General features: G+C 30.8%; 18 protein-coding genes. 15 read left to right on the top strand and 3 right to left on the bottom strand.

Going from position 1 to position 20251, the window contains the following annotated elements; all coding sequences use genetic code 11:
- Positions 1–7 precede the first annotated feature (7 nt).
- A complete protein-coding gene (locus CLCY_RS11905; RefSeq protein ID WP_048571370.1) occupies positions 8–394 on the top strand; it encodes a CBS domain-containing protein in 387 nt (128 codons plus the stop codon).
- Positions 395–531: 137 nt separating this feature from the next.
- Positions 532–1743, top strand: a complete 1212-nt coding sequence (locus tag CLCY_RS11900) for an NADP-dependent isocitrate dehydrogenase (RefSeq protein ID WP_048571369.1) — start codon at positions 532–534, stop codon at positions 1741–1743.
- Between the two features lie 53 nt (positions 1744–1796).
- On the opposite strand, the gene CLCY_RS11895 is transcribed toward CLCY_RS11900, so the two are convergent.
- Together CLCY_RS11895 and CLCY_RS11890 are read right to left on the bottom strand one after the other, a co-directional pair.
- Complete coding sequence (locus CLCY_RS11895) at positions 1797–2381, bottom strand: DUF2238 domain-containing protein (RefSeq protein WP_048571368.1); 585 nt, start codon at positions 2379–2381, stop codon at positions 1797–1799.
- Between the two features lie 88 nt (positions 2382–2469).
- Positions 2470–2700 (bottom strand): DUF1292 domain-containing protein, encoded by a 231-nt coding sequence (locus tag CLCY_RS11890; RefSeq protein WP_048571367.1) that lies wholly within the window; start codon positions 2698–2700, stop codon positions 2470–2472.
- A gap of 158 nt (positions 2701–2858) precedes the next feature.
- Between CLCY_RS11890 and CLCY_RS11885 the strand changes: the two genes are divergently transcribed.
- On the top strand, positions 2859–4790 hold the full coding sequence (locus tag CLCY_RS11885; RefSeq protein WP_048571366.1) for an ABC-F family ATP-binding cassette domain-containing protein: 1932 nt from the start codon (positions 2859–2861) through the stop codon (positions 4788–4790).
- A gap of 249 nt (positions 4791–5039) precedes the next feature.
- The gene (locus tag CLCY_RS11880; RefSeq protein ID WP_048571365.1) at positions 5040–6230 is read left to right on the top strand and encodes a coenzyme F420-0:L-glutamate ligase; all 1191 of its coding nucleotides are present in this window, start codon (positions 5040–5042) and stop codon (positions 6228–6230) included.
- 43 nt (positions 6231–6273) lie between these two features.
- On the opposite strand, the gene CLCY_RS11875 is transcribed toward CLCY_RS11880, so the two are convergent.
- On the bottom strand, positions 6274–7581 hold the full coding sequence (locus CLCY_RS11875) for a hemolysin family protein (protein WP_048571364.1): 1308 nt from the start codon (positions 7579–7581) through the stop codon (positions 6274–6276).
- A gap of 272 nt (positions 7582–7853) precedes the next feature.
- Between CLCY_RS11875 and CLCY_RS11870 the strand changes: the two genes are divergently transcribed.
- The 11 genes from CLCY_RS11870 (at position 7854) to CLCY_RS11820 (ending at position 20179) form a co-directional block, all read left to right on the top strand.
- Complete coding sequence (locus tag CLCY_RS11870; RefSeq protein ID WP_048571363.1) at positions 7854–8726, top strand: nucleotide-binding protein; 873 nt, start codon at positions 7854–7856, stop codon at positions 8724–8726.
- Positions 8727–8740: 14 nt separating this feature from the next.
- Positions 8741–10138, top strand: coding sequence for a nitrogenase component 1 (locus CLCY_RS11865; RefSeq protein WP_048571362.1), 1398 nt, complete (start codon positions 8741–8743; stop codon positions 10136–10138).
- Positions 10139–11488 carry a nitrogenase component 1 gene (locus CLCY_RS11860; protein ID WP_048571361.1) on the top strand — a complete coding sequence of 450 codons (1350 nt, stop codon included), beginning with the start codon at positions 10139–10141 and terminating at the stop codon, positions 11486–11488. It begins immediately after the preceding gene.
- A gap of 37 nt (positions 11489–11525) precedes the next feature.
- The gene (gene metK, locus CLCY_RS11855) at positions 11526–12719 is read left to right on the top strand and encodes a methionine adenosyltransferase (protein WP_048571360.1); all 1194 of its coding nucleotides are present in this window, start codon (positions 11526–11528) and stop codon (positions 12717–12719) included.
- Positions 12719–13171, top strand: coding sequence for a pyridoxamine 5'-phosphate oxidase family protein (locus CLCY_RS11850; protein WP_048571359.1), 453 nt, complete (start codon positions 12719–12721; stop codon positions 13169–13171). The genes metK and CLCY_RS11850 overlap by 1 nt, the downstream gene beginning before the upstream one ends.
- Positions 13172–13210: 39 nt before the next feature.
- A complete protein-coding gene (locus CLCY_RS11845; protein WP_242844977.1) occupies positions 13211–14428 on the top strand; it encodes a radical SAM protein in 1218 nt (405 codons plus the stop codon).
- A 261-nt stretch (positions 14429–14689) separates the two neighbouring features.
- Positions 14690–14881, top strand: a complete 192-nt coding sequence (locus CLCY_RS11840) for a DUF2292 domain-containing protein (protein WP_048571357.1) — start codon at positions 14690–14692, stop codon at positions 14879–14881.
- Positions 14862–15047 carry a DUF2292 domain-containing protein gene (locus CLCY_RS11835; protein WP_048571356.1) on the top strand — a complete coding sequence of 62 codons (186 nt, stop codon included), beginning with the start codon at positions 14862–14864 and terminating at the stop codon, positions 15045–15047. The genes CLCY_RS11840 and CLCY_RS11835 overlap by 20 nt, the downstream gene beginning before the upstream one ends.
- Positions 15048–15270: 223 nt before the next feature.
- Positions 15271–16329 carry a sulfate ABC transporter substrate-binding protein gene (locus CLCY_RS11830; RefSeq protein WP_048571355.1) on the top strand — a complete coding sequence of 353 codons (1059 nt, stop codon included), beginning with the start codon at positions 15271–15273 and terminating at the stop codon, positions 16327–16329.
- Between the two features lie 192 nt (positions 16330–16521).
- Positions 16522–18699 (top strand): DNA topoisomerase III, encoded by a 2178-nt coding sequence (locus CLCY_RS11825; protein WP_048571354.1) that lies wholly within the window; start codon positions 16522–16524, stop codon positions 18697–18699.
- Positions 18700–19138: 439 nt separating this feature from the next.
- Positions 19139–20179, top strand: a complete 1041-nt coding sequence (locus CLCY_RS11820; protein WP_048571353.1) for a sulfate ABC transporter substrate-binding protein — start codon at positions 19139–19141, stop codon at positions 20177–20179.
- Positions 20180–20251: the final 72 nt, after the last annotated feature.

The raw sequence follows: 20251 nt of genomic DNA, 5'->3' as shown, positions 1-20251 counted from the left end.
GTTTTGTATGTTAGATAATGTTATAATTACCGAGTTTATAAAGTTAATGCCACTTAATACAGTAAGAGAAGCTTTAAATTCACTAACAGAAAATAAAGTTAATGGAGCTCCAATTGTTGATAGTGAGGGGAAACTTGTAGGGATAATAGTTAAGGCAGATTTGTATAGATTTTTAATGGAAAAAGGACATTTTGATACATGTCCTTTAGAATGGGTTATGACAAAAAGTGTAATAACAGCTAAGGAAGATGAAAGTGAAATAAGCATTGCAAAAAAGCTTAGAGAAAATAATATAGTATCAATACCTGTTGTTGATGCTAACGATATTGTTAAAGGTATGGTTACTCTAGAGAGTATACTTGATAGCATAATAGATTCATATCAAAATAATTAGAACTTTTATATAAAGACTAGTATAGTCTAATCCCCCATGATAAAATAAATTGATTATCTAAATTAAGAATTGATTTAGAACAATTTTACAAGTTATAATAAAGATATTTGAAGATTTAATTTAGGGGAGGACTATCAATGACAAAAATACAGATGACGACTCCATTAGTTGAAATAGATGGAGATGAAATGACAAGAATAATATGGTCTAAAATTAAGGAACATCTTATTAGTCCATATGTTGATCTTAAAACAGAATATTATGATTTAGGTTTAGAACATAGAGACCAAACAGATGATAAGGTAACATTTGATGCTGCTGAAGCAATTAAAAAGTACGGTGTAGGAGTAAAGTGCGCGACAATAACTCCTAATGCAGCAAGAATAAAGGAATATAATCTTAAAGAAATGTGGAAAAGCCCTAATGGTACTATAAGAGCTATTCTTGATGGAACAGTATTTAGAAAGCCTATTATAGTGGAAAATATAAAGCCATATGTTCGTTCTTGGGAAAAGCCAATTACTATCGCAAGACATGCATATGGTGATATTTATAAAGCAGTAGAAGCTAAGGTAACAGATGGAGATGTAGCAGAACTTGTTGTAACTTCTAAAGATGGAGAAGTAATATCTAAGGAAACTATTCATAACTTTAAAGGTGATGGAATAGTTATGGGTATGCACAATACTAAGAAGTCTATTGAAAGTTTTGCAAGAGCTTGTTTTAACTATGCTCTAGGGGAAAAGGAAGACCTTTGGTTCTCAAGTAAGGACACTATTTCAAAGAAGTATGATCATACTTTTAAGGATATATTTGAAGAAATTTATGAAAATGAATATAAGAGTAAATTTAAGGAAACTGGAATAGAATATTTCTATACATTAATAGATGATGCAGTTGCAAGAGTTGTAAAGTCAAATGGAGGATTTATCTGGGCATGTAAAAACTACGACGGTGATGTTATGTCAGACTTAGTAGCCACAGCATTTGGTTCACTTGCAATGATGACTTCAGTCCTAGTTTCACCAGATGGATATTATGAATATGAAGCAGCTCATGGAACAGTACAAAGACATTACTATAAGCACCTAAAAGGTGAAGAAACTTCAACAAACTCAGTTGCAACAATTTTTGCTTGGAGTGGAGCTCTTAAGAAAAGAGGAGAACTAGATTCAAATAGTGATTTAGTTAAGTTTGGAGAAGTAATGGAAAAAGCTACAATAGCAACTATCGAAGAAGGTATAATGACAAAGGATCTTGCTATGATAGCACAGGGAGATGCTAAGTCAGTAAGTACTGAAGAATTTTTACTTGAAGTTAAAACTAGACTTGAAAAGTTAATAGCTTAATAAATAAAAACCCTACATAGAAAACTTTTATAAAAGTTTTTGTAGGGTTTTTATTATTTTGTATCAAATAACTTAGGATTTTTTAGATAAATAAGAACTAATATAATAGGGCCTATTGTACCATTAATAATATCCCACATAGTATCATCTAAACTACCACCTTGAGATTGCATTGAAAATAACTTATCACCAGAAAATTCAAATACTTCCCATAGGGCTGCCGCTGAAAGACCAAATATTATAATAAATATAGAGACAAAATATTTGTTTGAAGTCAAAACCTTTTTCTTATTATTAAATCTATCAAGAGTTAAGTATCCAAAAAATGTAATAATAAATCCAGACAGAAGGTGAGTAAAGTCATCCCACCTTGGGATAAGAATATAAAAGCTATTTAAGTGTCCAAGATACATCGTAAGAAAAATTAAAAATTGAATTGAAAACTTTAAAAACATAGAAGGATTAATGTCTGTAATCCTATATACTATGTTGATTAAAAATGTTGCTATAAGAGCCGAAGCGCTGTATAAAGCAAGTGGAAACTTGCCAGATGTTAAAAAATATATCCCTTGAACTATTAGGGCAATTCTAAACAAAGTAATAAATACTGTATAGTAGTTAAATTTAAAACTTTTCATTTTACCTCCATAACAAGAAGATTTATTAGGTTAAAGTTGATGATAATGATAGATACAATTGTGCCCTAATTTTAGGGCACAATTACTCCTAGATAACCTTTGATACTTCTTTGATTTTAGTAAGTTCATCTTCGTTGTCTATAAGTTCAAGTGCTTCTCCACCGTTAACAATACTAAACTTATAAACATCAATTTCAGAAGTATTATCCTCTGGGCTCATTAAAACGTAGTCGCTACCGTTTAGCGTAAGGAATTCCTTTGCAGTAAATTTAACAAGTTCACCATGCTCATTTCTAAAAGAATAAACTTTTCCCTTCATAACTAGACCTCCATAAGTAAAATTTCTTATTTATCTTATGTAAAGAATTAGTTTTTTATCCAAAGTTAATTAGTGTTTAATAAAAAACTCTTTATTTTTAATATTTATATTATATATGATATAATTTTTTTAAGGCTAACACAGAAGGTGGGAAATAAATGAATTTAATAACACTTGAAAGTATATCTAAAAGTTATTCAGAAAAAAAGTTAATTGAAAATATATCCCTAGGTATTAATGATGGGGATAAAATAGGAATTATAGGAGTAAATGGTACAGGAAAATCTACTCTTTTAAAGATAATAGCAGGTAAAATGGACTATGATGAAGGTAAAATAACTAAAGGAAGCAAGGTAAGGATAGAATATTTGTCTCAAAGTCCAGAATTTGAATTAAGTGATACTGTTTTAGGACAAGTATTTAGAGGTAATTCAGATGAAATGAAGCTTATTCGTGATTATGAATACTATCTAGAAAAGTCAAGAAACAACGAAGATGTAAGTGATAAGTTAATAGAAATTCAAGGAAAAATAGATGCGTTAAATCTTTGGGAAATGGAAAGTGAAGCAAAAAAGGTTTTAACTAAGCTCGGTATAAGCAATTTCAATGAAAAAATAATTAACTTATCAGGTGGTCAGAAAAAGAGAGTAGCACTTGCATCGGCTCTAATAACACCATGTGATATTTTAGTACTTGATGAGCCAACTAACCATATGGACAATGAAACTATTACATGGCTTGAGGAGTACTTAAATAGTAAACAAGGTGCTATTATTATGATTACCCATGACAGATATTTTCTAGATAGAGTTACTAATAGGATTATTGAACTTGATAGAGGTAACCTTTATAGCTATGAAGGAAATTACAGTGTATTTTTGGAAAAGAAGCTTGAAAGAATGGAAAATGAAAAGTCTAGAGAAGAAAAGAAGCAAAGTCTTATAAGAACTGAGTTAAAGTGGGTTAAAAGAGGAGCTAAGGCAAGAACAACAAAGCAAAAAGCTAGACTTCAAAGGTTTGATGAACTTGTAAGTAGCGTAGATGAAATAAGAAAAGAAACACTTGATATTTCTGTTGCATCATCTAGACTTGGAAAAAAAGTAATTGAAATTAATAATATATCTAAAAGTTATGGTGATAAAAAATTAATAGATGATTTTTCATATACTATACTTAGAAATGATAGAGTTGGAATAGTAGGTAACAATGGAATGGGAAAATCAACTTTAATGAAGATTCTAAATGGGGATTTGTCAGTTGATTCAGGAAGTATAGATAAAGGGGAAACAGTTAGAATAGGATACTTCTCCCAAGAAAGTGATCATATGGACGTAAATATGAGAGCAATCGACTATATTAAAGAAGCAGCAGAATTTATTGAAAATGCTGAAGGAGTTAGGATTTCTGCATCTCAAATGTGTGAAAGGTTCTTATTTGATGGCACCCTTCAATATACACATATAGGCAAGCTTTCAGGGGGAGAGAGAAGACGTCTATACCTTCTTAAAATACTTTCAATGGCGCCTAACTTACTTTTGCTAGATGAGCCAACAAATGACCTTGATATTGAAACACTAAAAATATTAGAGGAATACTTAGATGAATTTAATGGAGCTGTTATAGTAATATCCCATGATAGATACTTCCTTGATAGAATATGTGATAAAATATTTGCCTATGAAGGTAGGGGGTATATAAAACAATATCCAGGAAACTATAGTGATTATATTTTAAGAAAAGAAATAGAAAACATAAAAGAAGAAGCTAATAGTAAGGTAGTTGTAGAAAATAAAAGTGATAAAAACGATATAAAGACGCCAAAATCAAGTGACAAGAAATTGAAGTTCTCCTTTAAGGAACAAAGAGAATTTGACACAATTGATGAAGATATAGAAATGATAGAGGAGAAAATATCTAAAATAGAAAAAGAAATTGAGAATGCAGCCACGGATTATTCACTTCTTCAGGAGTTAATAGAAAAGAAAGAAAAGGAAGAAAAGCTTCTTGAAGAAAAATATGAAAGATGGGAATATTTAAACCAATTAAGTGAAGAAATTGAAAGAAATAAACTAGAAGCAAAAAAGAAATAATTATTAAAAATAGCATCAAAAAGTTTTTGATGCTATTTTTATTTTCATAAATCGGAAAATAAAACCTTAAAAATATAAAATAGTTCGCTATATGCTTTGGAAAATATTAAAAATCAATTTTTTTTAATAAATAATCAAAAAAACATAGAAAATTAAAGAAATATAGTATAAAATAAATTAGAAAGTAAATAATAAAGTAAATATTACATAATAGTTAAAAATATTATTAAATTTAAGGGGGAGAAATTAATGGCAAGAGCAGTTGGAACAACAGCAAGAGGACTTAGAGCTCCTATTATCAAAGAAGGAGATAACCTAGCTGAAATAGTAGTAAGTTCAGTAGTAAATGCTATAGAAGTTGAAGGAATAAAAGTTAATGACAAGGATGTAATTGGAGTTACTGAATCACTAGTGGCGAGAGCACAAGGTAACTATATTTCAATTCAAAACATTGCAGAAGATATCAAGTCAAAATTCGACGGAGAAATAGCAGTTTTATTCCCTATATTAAGTAGAAATAGATTTTCACTAATTCTTAAGTCAATAGCACTTAGTGGAAGAAAGATGCATCTATTCCTTAACTATCCATCAGATGAAGTTGGAAATCACTTAATGGATATTGACCTAATGGATGAAAAGGGAGTTAACCCTTACAAAGATGTATTAACAGAAGCTAAGTACAGAGAGTTATTTGGTGCAAAGGTTGAGCATCCTTTTACTGGAATTGACTATGTTCAAATGTATAGAGATATAGTTGAAGAAGTAGGTGGAGAAGTTGAAATTTACCTTGCAAATGATCCAAGAGAAGCTCTAAAGTATACAGATCAAATACTTGTTGCTAATATTCATGAAAGACATAGAACTAAGAGAATATTAAAGGCAGCTGGAGCTAAGGTTGTTTATGGACTAGATGATATAGCATCATCACCAGTTAACGGAAGTGGATATTCAGAATATGGTCTACTTGGTTCAAATAAGGCTACTGAAGAAACAGTTAAGCTTTTCCCAAGAGAAGGTGATGTATTCGTTAGAGAGGTTCAAGCAGCTCTTAAGGAAAAGACAGGAAAGAATATAGAAGTTATGATCTATGGAGATGGAGCATTTAAGGATCCAGTAGGTAAAATTTGGGAACTTGCAGATCCAATAGTATCACCAGGATTTACTGATGGATTAGTTGGAACTCCAAACGAAATCAAGCTTAAGTATATTGCTGATAATGATCTTAAGGATGTTGACTCAGCATCACTTGCTGATGAAATGATAAAGAAAATTAAAGAAAAAGAAAATAAAAAGGTTGCAGGTAATGAAGCACTTGGAACAACTCCAAGACAAATTACAGACCTTCTTGGAAGTCTTTGTGACCTTATAAGTGGTAGTGGAGATAAGGGAACACCTATAATCCTAATCCAAGGTTACTTTGATAACTACGCAACAGAATAATATAAATAATAAGAGGCTAAACCATTAGGATTAGCCTCTTATGTTATTTGAAAGTAACCTTTACTGATTGGATTCTTTTTTCATCTATTTCATAAACTTCAAATATAATTCCTCCAAATTCTTCTGAGAAATTATCACCTTCAGTTGGTATATTTCCTATTAAATTAAGAACAAATCCACCTATTGTGTCAGCTGTTTGAGATTCTAAATTAAGATCAAAGTACTCATTAAACTCATCTATAGGTAGTAATCCATCAACAATATAAGTATGGTCATCTATTTTTCTTATTTCACTTTTTTGTTCATCATATTCATCAAATATATTACCCATAACTTCTTCAATAATATCTTCTGTAGTTGCAATTCCTGAAAACCCACCATATTCATCTATTAGTATAGCCATATGGTTTTTAGTTTCTTGAAGTTCTTTAAAAAGATCATCTATATTTTTAGTTTCGGGAACAAAGTAAGGTATACGCATAATGCTTTTTATATCTATATTTTCAATTCCCGTATTAAGAAAAGCTTCAAATAAGTCTTTTATATATAAAATACCAATAATATTATCAGTATTATTTTCATAAACAGGAACCCGTGAGAATTTTTCTAAAGCAAGTGCCGTCGCTATATCTTTAATAGGAGTCTTTACATTAACTAAAAATACCTCAGTTCTAGGAGTCATAATTTCCTTTGCTATAGTATTATCAAAATCAAATATGCTATGAATCATTTCTTCTTCGGTATCATTAATAACTCCACTTTCTTTTCCCGAAAGAAGAACATATTTTATTTCTTCTCTAGAAAGTTTATCATTTGCATCAGTAGTTTTAAGTCCAAATAATCTAACAAGTAAATTAGTTGATACTGAAAGAAGCCTAACGAATGGAATTGTAAGTTTTGATATAAATAATATAGGTTTTACAGTAAACATTGCAATTGATTCTGAATTTTGAAGTGCTATCCTTTTAGGAAAAAGCTCTCCTAAAACTAATGTAATATATGAAATAGCAATAGTTATTACAACAAGTGAGATTTCAGAACTATAAGGAATGTTAAGGTTCTTAAGAAATCTAGAAAAATAACTAGATATACTAGTTGCTGCTGAAGCACTTGCAAAAAATCCTGCAAAAGTAATTCCAATTTGTATTGTAGCTAGAAAATTACTAGGCTCTTTTAGAAACTTTTGAAGAAGTAGAGCTTTTCTATTACCCTCTTCACTAAGAATGTTGATTTTATTCTTGTTAACAGATACTATAGCCATTTCTGCTGCCGAGAAAAATGCATTAATTAAGACAAGGATTAAAATAAACAAAATCTGTGGCAGTAAACTTATAATGGAACTATCGTCCAATTATATCTCCCCCTTAAATGATAGTTTTTCAGAGAATTGTATCATAGAGAGCTTAAAAAATCAAATTCATAGTATAAAATATATTGACTTTGTGGAATAAAGTGGTTAATATATACATATATTTCCTAGTAAACACATTGTTTAACTAATAAACAAAAATATAGTGAAATAATAAAGGTGACTAAATAAATTAGAGGCTTTATGTATTTTTCTAAGGTGAAATACCTTGGTTAATATACATAAAGCCTTTCTTTTTAAGGGGGAAGAATCTTATGGGAAAAAGAGTTAAACATATTGCTATTTATGGTAAAGGGGGTATAGGTAAGTCCACTACTACTTCTAACATAAGTGCAGCGCTTGCGGAAGCTGGTCATAGAGTTATTCAAATAGGGTGTGATCCTAAAAGTGATTCTACTAATACATTAAGAGGGGGAAATTATCTTCCAACGGTAATTGAAACTATAAGGGATGGTGAAGATGTAAATCTTCAAGATATATCAACAGTAGGATTTGGTGGAGTGCTATGCATAGAAGCTGGAGGTCCAGTTCCGGGAGTAGGATGTGCAGGAAGAGGAATAAATGCAGCGGTAAATTTACTCCAAGATCTTAATGTTTTTGAAGAGTTTGAAGCTGATTATGTACTTTATGATGTTTTGGGAGATGTTGTATGTGGAGGGTTTGCAGCACCAATTCGTGATGGAATAACAGATAGAGCCTTTGTTGTTAGCTCTTCGGATTTTATGGCAATATATGCAGCAAATAATTTATTTAAAGCTATTAATAAGTATGCTCCCTCTGGAGGTGCAAAACTTGGTGGAATTATAGCAAATGGATTATCAGCTGGATATTCAAAGGCACTTGTTGATGATTTTGCTGAAAAAACTTCTACTAAAACAGTTGGATATATACCTAGATCTTTGGTTGTATCTCAAAGTGAACTTTTAGGTAAGACAGTAATAGAGGCAAATCCAGGATCACCACATGCTGATATATACAGAAATCTAGCAAAATATATAGCTGAAAGTGATGATCTTGCAGTACCTAATCCATTAAATGTAACAGACCTTAGAAATTGGGCTAAGGATTGGGGAGATAGAATATATGATAACGAAACAGGAGTTGTTAAAGAGGGAGCATTTATATAGTAGGGGGATATAATATGAGCTTACTTAGAAATAAGTACCCTAAAATAAGAGAGAAAAGATTAAATACAATTAATTCTTATTTTGGTGATATTGATACTTTATTAAATGAAATAAAAGAAGAAAATCATAAGCAAAGGCTTAGAACATTTTCACAGGGTGAGGAGGATGAAATCATATATGCATTAGAATTTCTATCGACAATAGGAAATTCGATTTCCATAATCCATGGACCATCGGGATGTCTTGCATCAGGTATATCGAAATTTTCTAGAAATAGAGAAAATGTATGGTTTTCATCTAATATTTTAGAAAAGGATTCTATCTTAGGTGGAGATAGAAAGTTAAAAGAAACAATAAGGAAAGCATATAAAAAGTATACACCAGAGTTAATATTTATATTAACTACACCAGTTGTAGCTATAAATAATGATGATATTGAAGGAGTTATTAAGGAGTTAAGTGAAGAGGTAGAGGCTAAAATTATACCTATATATACAGATGGATTTAAATCAAAAATAGCAAGCTATGGATATGATTTAGCCTTTCATGGAATAGCTAAGTATCTTATTAATAATAGTGAGATAGGTGAAAAAGAAAGATATATAAATTTGATTTCTATATCTGAAGACCTTAGGGATGTTGAGGAGATTATATCACTAACTAAATCCTTAGGAGTAGAGGTGAATTTAATACCAAGGTTTTCAAATGCTAACTCCTTAAAGGCATCAGCTAATGCTTTATTTAGTATTGCATTAAATGAAAGTGAAGGTGAATATGTAGGAAGGGTTTTAGAAGAAGAATTTAATGTTCCATTTGTTAGAATTTCGAAGCCAATTGGCGTTAGTGGAATAGAGAATTATATTAAAGAATTATTAAAAAATGCAAATAGAATAATAGATCTTGATAATCTAACGCTACTTAATAAGTATAAGCATCTTGAGAGTAGGAAGATATTAAAAGGTTTTAAGGTTTATGTAAATACAAGTCAGTCAACTTCAATTGAAATTCTAACCATTATTAAAAACTTAGGAGGGGAAATTGTAGGGCTAACAGTAAAGGATATTAATCAAGATGATACTAAGTATTTAGAAAACATAAAAAGTTTTAATAATGAAATTAAAATTCATGTAGGAAACGGACAAGTTTTTGAAGAGATTAATATACTACAAAAACTAAGTCCTGATATTTATATATCTGATTCAAATAAAAGTAAAATTGAAAGTTATACATTAATTCCTAGTATTTCGCTAGATTTAGTTGGTAAGTATGGATATAGGGCTTTAGAAAGACTTATATCAACTATAAAGAGACAACTAAGCTATAACATCAAATATAAACAGGAAGAATTTATATATAAAAATGGATGGTTAAAGAAAAATCCAAACTGGTATGTAAAGCAGGAGGTGAAATAAATGACATATGTAGAGTCACCGCGTAATGGATGCTTTTTTCAAGGTGTTATAGAAACCTTATCCACAATTGAGGGGGTTATCCCAATTGTTCATTCAACAAAGGGATGTAGCATTCAAAGCTATCTTTCAGGAAGGGAGTTTCAGGGAGGGGATAAAATACATGCACTTGAAATTCCATCATCCAACATTACAGAAAAACATGTTGTGTTTGGAGGAACATCAAGGTTAAGAGAGCAGATAAAAAATACCTTACAAGTAGTTGATGGAAAGCTATATGTTGTAGTAACAGGATGTACTCCTGAGTTAGTAGGCGACGATGTCCTTTATATGGCAAAGGAGTCAAGAGATCAGGGGAATAATGTTATTCATATAAATGCTCCAGGGTTTAAAGGTAATAGTCAAAGTGGATATGAAATAGCAGGAATTGAGCTTTTAAATAATTTTAATAATACAAATGAAATAGTAGAGAAGAATAAAAATTTAGTTAATATATTTGGAATAGTTCCAAATTCAGATTTGTATTGGAGAGGTAGCTTAGAAAGCATAAAAGCCATACTAGAGGCTATAGGACTTAAGGTTAATACATTTTTAGGATTGCATGGAGGCTTAGATGAGTGGGAAAATGCATCAAAGGCTGCTTTAAATATTGTTTTGTCTCCTTGGGGACACTCTATTGCAAAACATTTAGAGGAAAGATACAATGTCCCATTTATAGATTTTGGTTATCTTCCTGTAGGTGAAGTTGATACTAAAGAGTTTATTCTAAAGGTAGCTTCTGAATTAAGCTTAGATACTCAGAAAGTTAAAGAATATACAGATTATGAGATTAAAAGAACAAGCTACTATACATTTTCAGCTATTAATATTTATAAAAAATATAGTGATAGGAAAAGGTTTTCTGTAGTAGGTAACTTTAGTACTGTTGTTGGGCTAACAAAGTTCCTTACAAAAGAAGTTGGAATAATACCTGAAAGGCTAATTGTTAGCGATATTATAGATACTAGTTTAAAAGAAAGATTATTAGAGTATTTAGCTGATTTATCAATTGACATAAGAGAAAATATTTATTTTTCAGATAACCTAGGACAGATACAAGACATACTAGGAGGATCTAATACTGAAATTATATTTGGAAGTTCTCTAGAGAAAAATGTATCAGAGGAATTATTTTCTCCGCTAGTTATAGTATCAACGCCATCATTAGAAGAAATATTTTTAAGTAAAAGCTATACAGGATTTAATGGAGGAATTAGTCTTTTAGAGGATTTAATAAATAAAGTTTATGTAACAGAAAATAAAGTAAGATTAAAGGCTGAAGAGGGAATTAGAAAGTTAGTAAGTCAATTTTAATATGTTTATTTATAAATAAATATTGGGGGGAAGATATATGGGAAGATTATTTACATCAGAATCCGTTACTGAGGGGCATCCAGATAAAATATGTGATCAAGTTTCAGATGCGATACTTGATGAAATTATTAAAGGAGATAAGAAAGCAAGGGTTGCTTGTGAAACCGTAGTTACAACTGGACAAGTTATAGTTGTTGGAGAAATATCAACAAAAACATATGTAGATATTCCAAAAATAGTTAGAAAAACTATTTCAGAAATAGGTTATACAAGGGCTAAATTTGGTTTTGATGCTGAAACATGTGCTGTTTTAACATCAATAGATGAACAATCACCTGACATTGCTGGAGGTGTAGATTCTTCTTTAGAAATTAGAGAAGGTGAAGATGAAGAGATATTAAGTACAGGTGCTGGTGATCAAGGAATGATGTTTGGATTTGCAACTAATGAAACGCCAGAGTATATTCCTCTTCCTATTTCCTTAGCACATAAACTATCAAGAAGACTTTCTGAGGTTAGAAAAGATGGGACTATTCCATATTTAAGACCAGATGGGAAAACACAGGTTACTGTTGAATATGAAGGGGATAGGCCAGTAAGAATAGATACTATTGTTGTATCAGCTCAGCATAGAGAAGATATAACAAATGAAAATCTTAAGGAAGATATAATTAATCATGTTATTAAAAATGTTATTGATGAAAATCTTTTAGATAGTAAAACAAAGTATTTTATAAATCCAACAGGAAGATTTGTAATTGGTGGACCACATGGAGATTCGGGGTTAACGGGAAGAAAAGTAATAGTTGATACCTATGGTGGATATGGAAGACATGGAGGAGGAGCATTTTCTGGAAAAGATCCGACTAAGGTGGATAGGTCAGGGGCCTATGCAGCAAGATGGATCGCAAAGAATCTAGTTGCTGCAGGTATAGCAGATAAGTTAGAGATAGAAATTGCCTATGCAATTGGTGTTGCAAAGCCTGTATCTATAACAGTTGATACATTTGGAACAGGAAAAATAAGTGATGAAGAAATAGTTGAAATTGTTGAAAATGAGTTTGATTTAACTCCTGATGCAATAATAAATGAATTAGATCTTTTAAGACCAATTTATAGACAAACAGCGGCTTATGGTCACTTTGGAAGAAGTGATATTAATCTTCCATGGGAGGAGCTTAACAAGGTTAATAATATTAGAAAATATCTAAAAGTAAATGGGGTGATTTAATGTCTTTAGATAAAAATTTCGTTGAGGAATATATAAATAAAGGTAAAACAATTGTGCTTGCAACAATAGGTAATAACTCTCCATCATTAAGAAGTTTAGGAGGATTCGTTGCAAGTGGATTAGATGTAATATTTGCTACATTAAGTACAAGTACGAAGGTTAAGGAAATTGAAGAGAACTCTAATGTTAGTGTGTTTTCCCAACACGAAAATCAAGAGCTAATAAATTTCTTCAATATAACTATAAAAGGTATAGCAAATAAAATAGAAGAAATTCAGGAAATAGAAACAGCATATGAGCTTTTAGTTAAGAGAAGTCCTCATCTAAAAAGTAAGATAGATTCTTTAGGAAAAGAAAGTTACACATTCTTTAAAGTAACACCAAAAATAATAAAACTACTTGATTTTTCCAGAAAGGAAAGTAATGAAAGACTAAAAGTTATTAATCTTTAAGTTCCTATTAGTATATAAAAAATAATGGAGGGGTTAGGTTTGAGTTATAAAGAAGAGTTAAAGGCTAAATTATATAAGGATTTAGAGCTAAAGTGTGATTTAGGATCTGAGGGTATATCATTTAAGAATCCAGATATATTTAAAAATCTAGATTTAGGTGGAGAGTATTTAGAGCAGGTTCATGTTTTGTTTGATTATAATACCGATTCCCATAAGGCATATGATCTTCCAGTAGCATTTTATACTCCACTAGGACTTGATGTTCAATTTAGGGCAAATAAGAAATCAAAATATTCTATAGACTATATTAATGGAGAGTTTATTTTATTTAATAATGGAGAAGAGCTTTTTCCATTAGAATTTGCTAAAAGACCTAACTATTATTCAAAGAAAACATCAGATGGAACAGATATGAGAACCGTTGCTATATATAATGGTCATGGTGTTGTTTTTGTTGCATATAGTAATGAATGTGCACTAAGGGATAAGGGGAAGGATTGCCTATTTTGCAACATAAATGCTACTAAGGATACCTATGGAGAGAATCAATGCATAAGTTGGAAGTATCCAAGGCAAATAGGTGAAACTGTAGCACAGGCTTATAGAGAAGGATCAAGGCATGTAACTATTAGTGGTGGATTTATTCCAGAGCGTAGAGAAGTAGACTATTATCTTGATGTTGCTGAAAGTATTAAGGAGTATACAGGTCTTGAGAATTTTAATGGGACAGCTTGCATAGGGGCTCCTACAGACCTTAGCGTCATTGAAAAATATAAGGAAGCAGGATTTAGTACTCTTGCTATAAATATAGAAGTTTGGAATGAGCATTTCTTTAGGGCTTACTGCCCAGGTAAGGAAGAACTTTGTGGTGGGCGTGACCACTGGATTAAGGCCTTAGAATATGCAGTTAAGGTATTTGGAAGAGGAAAGGTTAGATCTAATCTAGTAGGTGGACTTGAACCTAAGTCTGATACATTAGCTGGAATAGAATACCTTGCATCAAAGGGAGTAATAGCACTAGCTCCTGGATGGGTTCCTAATCCAGGGTCAGCCCTTGAGGGGCATAATTCACCAAACCCAGAGTGGCATTTAGATCTTGCTAAGAAAAATGCAGCAATTCTTAGAAAAAACGGTTACACATATGAGGAACTTTATAATGCATATGCAGCACCTGTAACACTTGTTCATGATATTTATAGGATTGAAGATGAACTTCTCCCTATATTTAGTGAAATAAAGGAAGAGGTTCTAGTATAAAAATTTTACATTAAAAACCCTGTGGTTTTATTAACTACAGGGTTTTTAGTATCTTTAAAGTTAGGATATATATACATCCTAAGGCTAGTGGTTTAAATGATTATAGCATAGGGGAATTTAAAAATTAAGTTCTTAATAGAAAAATATATTGACATTATGGAATAAAGTGGTTATTATATTAATATAATTCCTAGTAAACACATTGACTAACTAAGGAATGAGGTCGAGGAATAGCATATAAATATTAGCGGAGGAGTTTATATGGGTAGTTTGAAATTAAATTCTAGTGACTTAAAGAAAACAAACAATGTGACCAAGGTAGGTATAATGAAGCAAATAAATGATTACGTGGAAGATATATATGAAGGAAGTTTAACTATTGTTAAACAAGATGGTCATATAGTTCAATTTAACTTAAGTGAAAAATATAATTTTGGAGACTATCTTTGTTAATGCTAAGTTAATCGAAGAAAGAAAAAAAAGTAATATAATATCTAGTGATGAAACTAAATTTATTATTAACTTAGTTGAAAGTGTAAAATATGGCACTGTAACTATAAACCTAAGTTTAGGGAAAATCATTAGTATTGAAAAAGATGAAAAAATTAGAATAAAGTAATAAAGTTGACTAAAAAAATTAGAGGCTTTATGTAAATTGCTAAGAATATTATTCTCTTAGTAATTATACATAGAGCCTTTTTTTATAAGGAGGATAGTTTTCTAAAGCAAAAGATTCAGTGATTAACCATTTAAGGGGGAGATAGATTAGGGGTAAATATATAAAAGTAGTAAATGAAGAGTAGAAAATCAATAGAGTTAAATAAATTTAAAGGGGTGTATATATGATAAAGGGAAAAGGAAAAGTAAAAATTGGAGTTATTTTATTAAGTTTATCACTTACATTGGGGGTATTTACAGGATGTGCACCTAAAGATAAAAGTGAAAAGGTAAGTGAAACTCCTAAGAAACAGGTATTACTAAATGTGTCATATGATCCTACAAGAGAATTATATGCAGATTATAATAAAGCATTTGTAAAGCATTGGAAAGATAAGACAGGTAAAGATATAGAGGTGAATCAATCACATGGAGGTTCAGGAAAGCAAGCAAGAGCTGTACTAGATGGTCTTGAAGCAGATGTTGTAACATTAGCACTTGCATACGATATAGATTCAATTAATAAGAAAAAGCCTTTAATTAATAAGGATTGGCAAAAGAGTCTTCCAAATAACTCATCTCCGTATACTTCTACTATTGTATTTTTAGTTAAAAAGGGAAATCCAAAGGGAATAAAAGATTGGGATGATTTGGTAAAACCAGGTGTACAAGTTATAACACCAAACCCTAAAACCTCAGGTGGGGCTAGATGGAACTACTTAGCAGCATGGGGATATGCACTAGGAAAGAATAATAATGACGAAAATAAAGCTAAGGAATTTGTACAAAAACTTTATGGTAATGTTCCTGTTCTTGATTCAGGAGCAAGAGGTTCTACTACTACATTTGTTGAAAGAGGAGTAGGTGATGTTCTTATAGCTTGGGAAAATGAAGCTTATCTTGTTGAGAAAGAAATGGGTAAGGGGAAGTTTGATATAGTAACTCCAAGTGTTAGTATACTAGCAGAGCCACCAGTTGCAGTTGTTAATAAAGTTGCAGAGAAAAAAGGAACTAAGGAAGCTTCAACTGAATATCTAAAATATTTATATAGCGATGAAGGTCAAGAAATTGCTGCTAAGCATTATTATAGACCTACAAATGAAGCTATAGCTAAAAAATATGAATCACAATTTAAGCCTGTTAATCTATTTACAATAGATAAAGTTTTTGGTGGATGGAATAATGCTCAAAAGAAGCATTTCGATGATAATGGTATATTTGATCAAATTTATACAAAGAAATAATATAAAAGCCTTGTAGTCTTGTATCTACAGGGCTTTTTATTCATACAATTAACAATCAGTAATTTGAAAATTACACTAAATGTTTAATATGATATACTGATTAATATATTCTAACTTTATTTAGGGTTTAATTGATAGATTTAAATTTATTTTAGAATTCAATAGTAATTTTCAGATGAAAGGATTGTTTTAATGAGTAAGATATTAGTTTTAGCAGAAAAGCCTTCTGTGGCGAGAGATATAGGAAGAGTATTAAAGTGTAGTAAAAAAGGAAATGGGTATTTGGAAGGGGACAAATATATTGTAACATGGGCACTTGGTCATTTGGTTACTTTATCAGATCCTGAACAATATGATAATAAGTATAAGCAGTGGAATATAGAAGATGTTCCTATAATACCTAAGAGTTTTAAGTTTTCCCTTATTAAAACTACAATAAAGCAGTTTAATGCGGTAAAGGGTCAGCTTTCAAGGGATGATGTTAAAGAGATTGTCATAGCAACTGATGCAGGAAGAGAAGGGGAACTTGTTGCAAGACTTATACTATATAAAGCAGGAGTAAAAAAGCCAATTAAGCGTTTGTGGATATCATCTGTTACTGATAAGGCTATAAAGGAAGGGTTTTCTAAACTTCGCGATGGTAGAGAGTACAATAATCTATATGCATCTGCATTATCAAGAGCTGAGGCAGATTGGGTAGTTGGTATTAATGCAACGAGAACGCTTACATGTAAGTATAATGCACAACTTTCATGTGGAAGAGTACAAACACCAACACTTGCGATGGTATCTTACAGAGAAGATGAAATTAGAGATTTTAAACCAAAGAACTTTTATTCAATTGAAGCTGTAGCCAAGGGAGTAAAATTGAAATGGACAGACAAAAAATCTAAAGAAAATAGAAGTTTTAATGAAGATAAGATAGATAGTATAGTAGGTAATATAAAAGGCGAAAAACTTTATATAGAAGAAGTGAATAAAAAAGTTAAAAAGCTATATTCCCAAGGACTTTATGATTTAACTCAGCTTCAAAGAGATGCAAATAGAATATGGGGATATTCCGCTAAGGAAACTTTATCTATTATGCAAAAACTATATGAACAGCATAAGGTATTAACATATCCTAGAACAGATTCTAAGTACATATCAGATGATATAGTTGAAACTTTAAAGGATAGAGTTAAAGCATGTAGAAGTGTTAATCCAGATGCAGCTAAGGAAATATTAGCACTTGGTATTAAAGCTAACAAAAGCTTCGTAGATAATTCTAAGGTATCAGATCACCATGCTATAATTCCAACGGAAGAAGCTCCTGTTTGGAGAGATATTTCTGTAAAAGAGAGAAATATTTACGAGCTTGTTTCAAAAAGGTTTTTAGCAGCATTAATGAAGCCATGCGAATACGAGGAAGTTGTTATAGTAGGAAATATTAAAGGTGAAGAATTTAAGGCTAGGGGTAAGAAGGTTATCTATAATGGTTGGAAGGATGTTTATGACAATAATGAGGAAAATGAGGATGAAGAAAACCAAATAATAAATGGATTTAATAAAGGGGAAAGTATTAATATAGATAGTATTGAAAAGAAAGTAGGAAAAACTACACCTCCATCATTGTTAAATGAAGGAACTCTTTTAGCAGCTATGGAAAATCCATCAAAATATATGAAGAGTAATGATTCAAAAATTATAAAAACACTTGGAGAAACTGGTGGACTTGGAACAGTTGCTACTAGAGCAGATATAATAGAAAAGTTATTTTCTAGCTTCCTAATAGAAAAAAGAGGTAAGGATATAATAACTACATCTAAGGGAAGACAGCTATTAAAATTAGCTCCTAAAGAGTTAGTTTCACCTGAACTTACAGGTAGATGGGAGCAAAAGCTTCAAGAAATATCTAGGGGTAAATTAAATAAAGATAGCTTTATGGAAGAAATAATAGAATATACTAAGAGTATTGTTTCAGGTATTAAATCAAGTGAAGATAAGTATAGACATGATAATTTAAGTAGTGAAAAGTGTCCAGAATGTGGCAAGAACATGCTAAGCGTTAACACAAAAAAAGGAAGAAGTTTAGTATGCCAGGATAGAGAGTGTGGTCATAGACAAAGCGTTGCAATATTAACAAATGCAAGATGTCCAGATTGTAAGAAAAAGTTAGAGTTAAGAGGTAGCGGAGACGGAAAGATCTATGCATGTACAAATTTAAAATGTAACTTTAGAGAAAAAGAATCTATTTTTAAGAAAAGGTTTAACAAAAGTGATAAAGTAAATAAAAAAGAAGTACATAATATAATGGCAAAAATGAAAAAGGAAGCAGAACAGGATATAAACAATCCATTTGCTGAACTTTTAAAGGACTTTAATAAATAAATATGATTTTTTAGTTATTATGTATAGGATTTTGCAATAGGTCAATAATATTAAAGAAATAAAAATCATTTTCCTTTACCTCCATCCTAACCTAAAAATAATAAGCACTTAAACGCGAGTTTAAGTGCTTATTATTTTTTTGTATTAATTCATACTAATGTAGTGGGTAAAGGAGAAAGATATTTTTATTATGAAATATATAGAAATAATTTATGTATTAATAAATTTTAATTTATTAATAAGAGGGGGTAAGCCTTGTAAATAAGTGGTTTTGGAGAGTATGTTCTTTGCTTTAGTTTTATTTCAAATATGAATAAATTAATCATTTTTATAAAAAAATAGAAAAAAGTCGAAAAAAAACAGTTGATTTTTTTAAAAATGGTGAATAAAATATAATTAAACCTATAGAAGAAGTAGGAATTGGGAAGGAGGATTACAAATGAAAAGGCGAAAAAGCAAAATGAAATTTGGAATCATCATATTAAGTTTAATAGTTACAATAGGTTTATTTACAGGCTGTTCCTCTAAAGATGGTGAGACTTCAAAGAAAAAAACATTATTAAATGTATCCTATGATCCTACAAGGGAATTTTATACAGATTACAATGTAGCCTTTGCAAAACACTGGAAGGATAAAACAGGTGAAGAGGTAGAGGTGAACCAGTCACATGGAGGTTCAGGAAAGCAAGCAAGAGGTGTAGCAGATGGACTTAAAGCAGACGTTGTAACACTAGCACTTGCATACGATATAGATTCTATTAATAAAAAGAAACATTTGATTAATGAGGAATGGCAAAAGAGTCTTCCACATAACTCTTCTCCATATACTTCTACTATTGTATTTTTGGTTAGAAATGGAAATCCAAAGGGTATAAAGGATTGGGATGACCTTGTTAGACCAGGCGTAGAAGTTGTAACCCCAAACCCTAAGACATCAGGTGGAGCTAGATGGAATTACTTAGCAGCATGGGGATATGCTCTAAAAAAGAATAACAATGATGAAAATAAAGCTAAGGAATTTGTGAAAAAGTTATATAAAAACGTTCCTGTTCTTGATTCAGGGGCAAGAGGATCAACAACTACATTTATTGAAAGAGGTGTTGGTGATGTTCTTATAGCTTGGGAAAATGAAGCTTATCTTGTTCAAAAAGAGATGGGAGATAAGTTTGATATAGTAAATCCAAGTATAAGTATATTAACTGAACCGCCAGTTGCAGTTGTTGATAAAGTTGCAGAGAAAAAGGGAACTAAGAAAATCGCTACTGAATATTTAAAGTATTTATATAGTGATGAAGGTCAGGAAATAGCAGCAAAAAATTTCTATAGACCTGTAAATGAAAAAATAGCAAAGAAATATGAAAAACAATTTGGTAACATTAGTTTGTTTACAATAAATAAAGTTTTTGGTGGATGGAATAATGCTCAAAAGAAGCATTTTAATGATAATGGGGTATTTGACCAAATATACACGAATAAGTAGTATAAATGCCTTGTAGTTTCATGTACTACAAGGCATTAAATTTATTTGGTTTTCAAATTGTTTAAATTTTAT

The sequence above is a fragment of the Clostridium cylindrosporum DSM 605 genome (assembly GCF_001047375.1).
Lineage (GTDB): Bacteria > Bacillota > Clostridia > Clostridiales > Caloramatoraceae > Clostridium_AB > Clostridium_AB cylindrosporum.
This window is presented reverse-complemented; position numbering and strand designations above follow the sequence as displayed.